The 283-nt window shown below is 44.5% G+C and carries 1 protein-coding gene; it reads right to left on the bottom strand.

What is annotated here, in order from left to right:
• Window positions 1-283: hypothetical protein (locus IEQ44_RS17175; protein WP_227487623.1), on the bottom strand; the 283-nt coding region annotated here is incomplete at both ends.

The following is a 283-nucleotide window of genomic DNA, read 5'->3' as shown; positions in this document are numbered from 1 at the left end:
CTAATTGAGTCTGGAAGAGAAATAGTTGGTGACGTCATATCCGGCTTGGTGACGTGGTGTTTCCTTCTCACACCATCTTTGTAGTCCCGTCCGGATATATTGTATCTAGTATGGAGTCCTGTCTTGCCTACAGATGGTTTTGGAGTCACGTCATCACATCCCATGATCAGGCAAGACGAGTGGATCGAGGAAAAATAGAGTGGATTGGGATCATGTTTCTTTTTTCTCCTCTCTTTTCTTTCAGTGGAGAAGTCCTGTGCAGCTTTTTTAATGGGAGCCATAC

Source organism: Nocardioides malaquae, from assembly GCF_015070385.1.
In the GTDB taxonomy this organism is placed as follows: Bacteria; Actinomycetota; Actinomycetes; order Propionibacteriales; family Nocardioidaceae; genus Nocardioides; species Nocardioides malaquae.
The sequence above is the reverse complement of the archived record's forward strand: the minus strand, read 5'-3'. Positions and strand labels throughout refer to the sequence as shown.